Source organism: Gordonia sp. NPDC003376, from assembly GCF_053589235.1.
Genome location: NZ_JBSFRM010000049.1, coordinates 545 through 6,469 on the forward strand (window position 1 = coordinate 545; position 5,925 = coordinate 6,469).

Here is a 5,925-nt window from a genome sequence, read left to right on the forward strand (position 1 = left end):
ATCAGCAAGAGGCGGTTGGTGGTTGAGCCGTTGAGGAGCGGAGCGACGAGGCGTGTCGAAACCTCTGTCGGCCGAGCTCGCCGGCGTGACCGTCTTGGTGGTGGTTACGCACCCGATGTGGGTTGCGGAGATTTCGACAACGGGTCCTCGCTTCGCTCGGTCCCGGCTCAATCATCGTTCGGGGGTCCTCGCGATGCTCGGTCCCGGCTCAATCAGCAAGAGGAGATTGGTGGTTGAGCCGTTGAGGAGCGGAGCGACGAGGCGTGTCGAAACCTCTGTCGGCCGATGTCGCCGGCTCAACCACCGATGGGGTCGGTCTGCTCGATCGGCAACGGGCACACGGTGGACTCGGTTGCGTTCGGTTCGTGCGCGAAGGCGCCGGCTGCCTGGAAGGTCAGGTAGCTGGGGTGCGCCGGATCGAGGACCAGGCGCTGGCGTCGGCCACGGGCCTTGATCAGGTCGGGGACCACGGTCAGATAGCGGGGGAAGCTGGCCGCGTACACATTCACCCGTAGCCGGTGGCCCGGCTCGATCACCGCATCGGTGGGGACCAGGTCGACGTCGATGCGGACCGGCTCGTCGGTGGGCACCGGCATCTTGCGCTTGCGGGACAGATAGTGGTGCGCGGCGACCAGGCTGCCATCCGAGGCGTAGGTCGACGACGACGGATCGAGCGCCCGATTGGACGCCGACAACGCGCCATTGCTCAACACACGCGAAGTGCCGTCGGGTGCAACGTCATTCACCGTGACCGCCCAGATGCCCTCGTGTGCGGTGGTCGCCACGTTCAGGCGCAGGTTCATCGCGCCGCTCAGCGTCACCGCCTCGTCGGCCGGGCCGGTGGTGAACGAGAGGGCGCCGCGTTCCTGGAATCTGGCGTCGACGGTGAACCTCTCGCCGAACATCATCGTCACGCCAGCGGTCACCTGTGTCATGTCGCGGGAGACCATGCCGCGCAGGTCGGGACGCACGTGGAGATCCGATGCCGAGTGGCCGGGGGTGCGGCTCAGTGAACCGTCATGCACCGCGTGGTCGGCGGTCTCCGACGAGTCGTCGACCAGATACAACCGTTGCGGGCGCACCCCGTCGCGCGGGAACGACGTACCCGACGTCCACTGGCCACCCTGCTGATGCATGGTGACCGGGCCGTAGAACTCGATCCCGTTGCGGTGGCCCTTGAGCCAGCGGTCGAACCAGGCACGCTCGAGCACGTCGAGCCGCGGCGGTGAGAACCGGCCGCCGTGACCGAAGCCGACGTCGGCGTGGTAGCCGTCGCCGACCAGCATCTGCTTGCGTCCCGGCTCCATCCGCAGACGCTCGTACACCCCGGTCGCGCTGCGGCCGAACAGATCATGCCAGCCGCCGACGGTGAACGTCGGTGCCTCGATCCGGTCGATCTGCGGGTCGCGCTCGTCGAAATACGGATCGTCGAAGATACGGTCGTCGCGGGCGGTGAGGAACCCCCACAGCAGTGACGGCATCTCGGTGGCAGGGGAGGTGATCCGATCGCGGAACCACCGTAGGGTGTTGCCGCGCACCAGGTCCCGCATGTAGGTGGACGGATTGGGAACCCATTTGAGGATGTTCACCGCCGACAGCCACAGCGGGATGAATGCCGACGGCATCCCGCCGGTGATGTAGACGTCGCGAACGATGTCGTCACATCCCTCGACCGCGAACACCGCGCCGAGTTCCGCGGGCCGCTTGTCGGCGGCCTGTAGCGAGTTGATCGCCGAGTACGACCAGCCGGCCAGGCCGACCCTGCCGTTGCACCAGTCCTGCTCGGCGGCCCACGAGATGATCTCCACCGAGTCCTGCTGTTCGCGCTCACCGAGGATCTGCCACTTGCCCTCGCTGGAGCCGGTACCGCGGACATCGACGACGACCTGCACGTATCCGCTGCGCACCAGGGTGCGGTTGATGCCGAAGACGTCGAGCACACCGCCGGCGATGGTGCCGGTCAGCCGGGTCAGGCCGGCCAGGGCGGTGCCGGTGGCGTCGATCGACGACGACGCGCTGCGCACCGCCTTGCCGAGGACCGGGGCGTGGGTGGTGGCGTCGATGAAGTCCACCGAAGCCCGGTTGTACGGGTTGATGTTGATGATCGCCGGGTAGGGCGTGAGCACCGTCTGGCCGAACCGGTTGGCCGGTCGGATCACAGTCGCCCGCAGCCGGACGCCGTCGCTCATCTCGATCGTCACATCGCGATCGATCACCACACGGGGATAGGTCTGGGGGCCGTCGACGGCTTCGCGCCAGCGGATGCCGTCGGCGCCGCCGGTCGGATCGCCGAGGGGGAGTGTGCCGAAATGAGGTACCGAAGCCGTCCCGCCGGTGGAGACGCCTGCAGACGGGATGCCTGCAGACGGGATGTCTCCACCGGAGCGAGCCCCGGTGGAGAATCGGACACCGACAGCCGAACGCGTGTCGAGCTGGTACGTCATGGCGCATCACCACCCTGCCCAGGGTGCCGCCCGCACGCCGATCGGGTATCGACGCTGGTGACACCGCTTCGTGTCGATTCCAAACTACTGGAACCAGCCTTACACTTTGTGTTGCACATCACTCTGAGCGCTGACAGTAGTGCATTTGAGATATCGGATCGACAACCAGGGGGTGCTCAAAATGGTCACGGGGTGTATCGCCGCAGGTCACGGGTTTGCGCGGGATCCGGAAACCATCCGAACAGATAGGTCTCGCCGGGCATGATCTGAGAACCCGGTGTGCGTCTGCGCATCGGGCTGTGAGTGGACCCGATTTGGACCGTCGGCAATCGTCGCGTAGTCTTTCTCCTCGGTGTGGCGTGCACATGTACGTCGTATCGGTTCAACCAGAGACCGTTGGTCATCGGGAGCGATCCCGATCGAAGGACGACGAGAGTCGGCGGCCCACGCAGGGAGAACGAGGAAGATCATCGCGGATGTCCATCGTGACATCCGCGCATTGAGTACGCCCCGTGCCTTTCTGTGTGCCGGGGCGTTCGTCGTATCTCGGGCATCCCGACCGGTCTGCTGATGTGAACTCTGACCAACTCAATTCGAGTGATGAGGAAGGAGGCGAAGTATGGCCAAGTCTGACAAGGTGTCCGCAGTTGCGGAGATCGCGCAGCAGTTCGAGGGCGCTACGGCGACGGTCGTCACGGAATACCGTGGCCTGTCCGTCAGCCAGATCACCGAGCTGCGTCGCTCCCTCGGTGAGGGTGCAACCTACTCCGTCGCCAAGAACACCCTGGTGAAGCGTGCCGCCGATCAGGCGGGCGTGGCAGGGCTCGACGAGCTGTTCTCCGGCCCGACCGCGATCGCCTTCATCGAAGGCGAGCCGGTGGTGGCCGCGAAGGCGATCAAGAACTTCGCCAAGGACAACAAGGCTCTCGTCATCAAGGGCGGGTACATGGACGGCCGTGCGCTGTCCGTGGCCGAGATCGAACAGATCGCCGACCTTGAGACCCGCGAGGTCCTGTTGGCCAAGCTCGCCGGTGCCATGAAGGGCAACTTGGCAAAGGCTGCCGGCCTGTTCAACCAGCCGGCCTCGCAGGTGGCGCGCCTCGCCGCGGCCCTGCAGGAGAAGCAGCAAGCAGAAGCCGGCGAGTAACCCACTCACCGGTGTCACACGCGCTCTCGGCCTGCCGGGAGTCACAAACCCCCTCCCGATTCGGGGCCTGACCCGACCGGGACATACAGGAAGGACGCCACCATGGCGAAGCTCACCGCTGACGAGCTCATCGATCAGTTCAAGGAACTGACCCTGCTGGAGCTCAGCGATTTCGTGAAGAAGTTCGAAGAGGTCTTCGAGGTCACCGCGGCTGCTCCGGTTGCCGTTGCCGCCGCAGGCGCCCCGGCCGCCGCCGCCGAGGCTGCTGCCGAGCAGGACGAGTTCGACGTCATCCTCGAGGGTGCCGGCGACAAGAAGATCCAGGTCATCAAGGTCGTCCGCGAGGTCGTCTCGGGCCTGGGCCTGAAGGAAGCCAAGGACCTCGTCGAGGGTGCTCCGAAGGCTCTGCTGGAGAAGGTCGACAAGGAGGCCGCCGAGGCCGCCAAGGCCAAGCTCGAAGAGGCCGGCGCCAAGGTCACCGTCAAGTAAGACCGCGCTTACTTCGCGATACCTCGCGAGCCCGGGATGGATGCGTCCGTCCCGGGCTCGTTCGCATCTGTGCCGGCACCGCGCCCGGCGTGAACCCGAGATCGGACCGATTCAGCTGGGGGGACGCTCTTTTTCGGATATGTAAGGACGCCCGACTAGCATGACCACGCGTGACTGGAGCCGTATCCCGCCGGGCGTTCACCGCCATCAACGTCATCGGGGCCGTCGTGCTCGTGTTGGCGATCGCCCGCGTCTTCGGACAGCCGTGGCTGTGGCATGTGGGCCCGGTCAAGTACTGGGGACCACCGGTGGATCTGCAGATCTATCGCTACGGGGGCCAGTTCCTGTTCCACGGTCAGCCGCTCTACGACGGCCCGATGCCCCAGGCCAACGATTCCCTCCTGCCGTTCACCTATCCGCCGTTCGCCGCGCTCTCGTTCGTCCCGATGAGCTGGCTGCCGGTGCGGCTGGTGTCGGTGATCTTCCTGGTCCTCGGCTGCGCGCTCACCTGGTGGCTGATCCGCATCCTGCTGCGCCGCGTCGGCTGCGGTGACCTCGCGATCGGCTGGTCGATGATCCTCACCGGGGTGGCGTTGCAACTCGAACCCATCCGGATCACCCTCGACCTTGGGCAGATCAACCTGATCCTGGCAGGCCTCGTCATCGCCGACACGCTGTGGGACAGGCGCCCCGCGTGGGCCGAACCCTATCGCGGCGTCCTCGTCGGCATCGCCGCCGCGATCAAGATGACGCCCGCCGTCCTCGTCGTCTATTTCCTCGTGCGCAGGCAGTGGCGTGCGGCGATCAACGTCGTCGTCGGCTTCGTGGTCGCCACCGGGATCGCCTGGCTGATCAATCCGTCGGACTCCTGGAAGTACTGGACCGAGACGGTCTTCGATCCCGACCGGATCGGCGGTCTCGCCTTCATCTACAACCAGGGCATCACCGGGGTGCTGGCCCGGATGGGCATGACCGACCACCAGCGTTCCCAGTGGTGGATGCTGCTGGGTGCGCTCGCGGGGCTCTATTGTCTGGTCCTCGCCTGGTATCTGGCCCGGGGCAAAGAGTACGAACTGTGCTTCCTGGCCGCCTGGGCGGTGGCCCTGTTGCTCACCCCGGCCGCCTGGATTCACCACTGGGTGCTGACCTCGGTGTTCATCCTGGTGTTCCTCACCGTCGGCATCCGGGCCCGCAACCGGGCGTTTCTCTCGCTGGGCGTCCTCGGCCTGATCGCCCAGCTGCCCGGCCCGTCCCTGTTCCTGCCGTCGTCGCAGCTGCGCGAACTCGACTGGACGTGGTGGGAGAACCTGTACGGCAACTCGTCGCTGATCTGGCTGCTGCTGGTGCTGGCGGTCGCGTGGTGGCTGCCGTTCGCGCGCGTCCGCCAGGCCTGGGAGCCCGCGGTCCCGTCTGCCACCGTGACCTCCGGCGGTGTGCCGCAGGTCACCACGGGTACCACCTGAGGCCTGTTCCACCCACGCCCGGCGGATGGCTCCCGGCCCACTTTGCATGTCTCCGACAATCGGCTATGGTCATCGCGCGAGGGATAAGTTACCGGTTGGTAGATTTCCCTCGCGGCCGCGCTGAGTACGGTTCGGTGTGATGAGGTCCGTCGGGTATCGGCCTGTCCGATACAGTGACCCCAGCCACACTTGTCACCGGGTCGTGAGCCATCGCACCGCGGTGGCCACTGGGGGCAGCGATCGTCTGGGAGGAAACAGTGGGTGTAGAGGTCAGTGTCGAGGGGCTCACCAAGTCGTTCGGCTCGCAGAACATCTGGCGTGATGTGTCGTTGACGTTGCCGTCGGGTGAGGTCAGTGCGTTGCTGGGGCCGTCGGGTACCGG

At 66.0% G+C, this 5,925-nt stretch carries 4 protein-coding genes and 1 pseudogene; 4 read left to right on the top strand and 1 reads right to left on the bottom strand.

From position 1 onward, the window contains the following. Nucleotides 1-296: 296 nt before the first annotated feature. Nucleotides 297-2,444, bottom strand: coding sequence for a CocE/NonD family hydrolase (locus ACWDUA_RS25345; protein ID WP_449753795.1), 2,148 nt, complete (start codon nt 2,442-2,444; stop codon nt 297-299). A 619-nt stretch (nt 2,445-3,063) separates the two neighbouring features. Here ACWDUA_RS25345 and rplJ point away from each other — a divergent pair. From rplJ to ACWDUA_RS25365, 4 genes and pseudogenes are all read left to right on the top strand, one after another. Next, a complete protein-coding gene (rplJ, locus tag ACWDUA_RS25350) occupies nt 3,064-3,591 on the top strand; it encodes a 50S ribosomal protein L10 (RefSeq protein ID WP_449753796.1) in 528 nt (175 codons plus the stop codon). Between the two features lie 102 nt (nt 3,592-3,693). Beyond that, the gene (rplL, locus tag ACWDUA_RS25355; protein WP_059038374.1) at nt 3,694-4,080 is read left to right on the top strand and encodes a 50S ribosomal protein L7/L12; all 387 of its coding nucleotides are present in this window, start codon (nt 3,694-3,696) and stop codon (nt 4,078-4,080) included. 170 nt (nt 4,081-4,250) lie between these two features. Continuing rightward, nucleotides 4,251-5,543 carry a glycosyltransferase 87 family protein gene (locus tag ACWDUA_RS25360; RefSeq protein ID WP_449753797.1) on the top strand — a complete coding sequence of 431 codons (1,293 nt, stop codon included), beginning with the start codon at nt 4,251-4,253 and terminating at the stop codon, nt 5,541-5,543. Nucleotides 5,544-5,800: 257 nt separating this feature from the next. After that, nucleotides 5,801-5,925, top strand: a pseudogene (locus tag ACWDUA_RS25365) (ABC transporter ATP-binding protein); the annotation flags it as partial.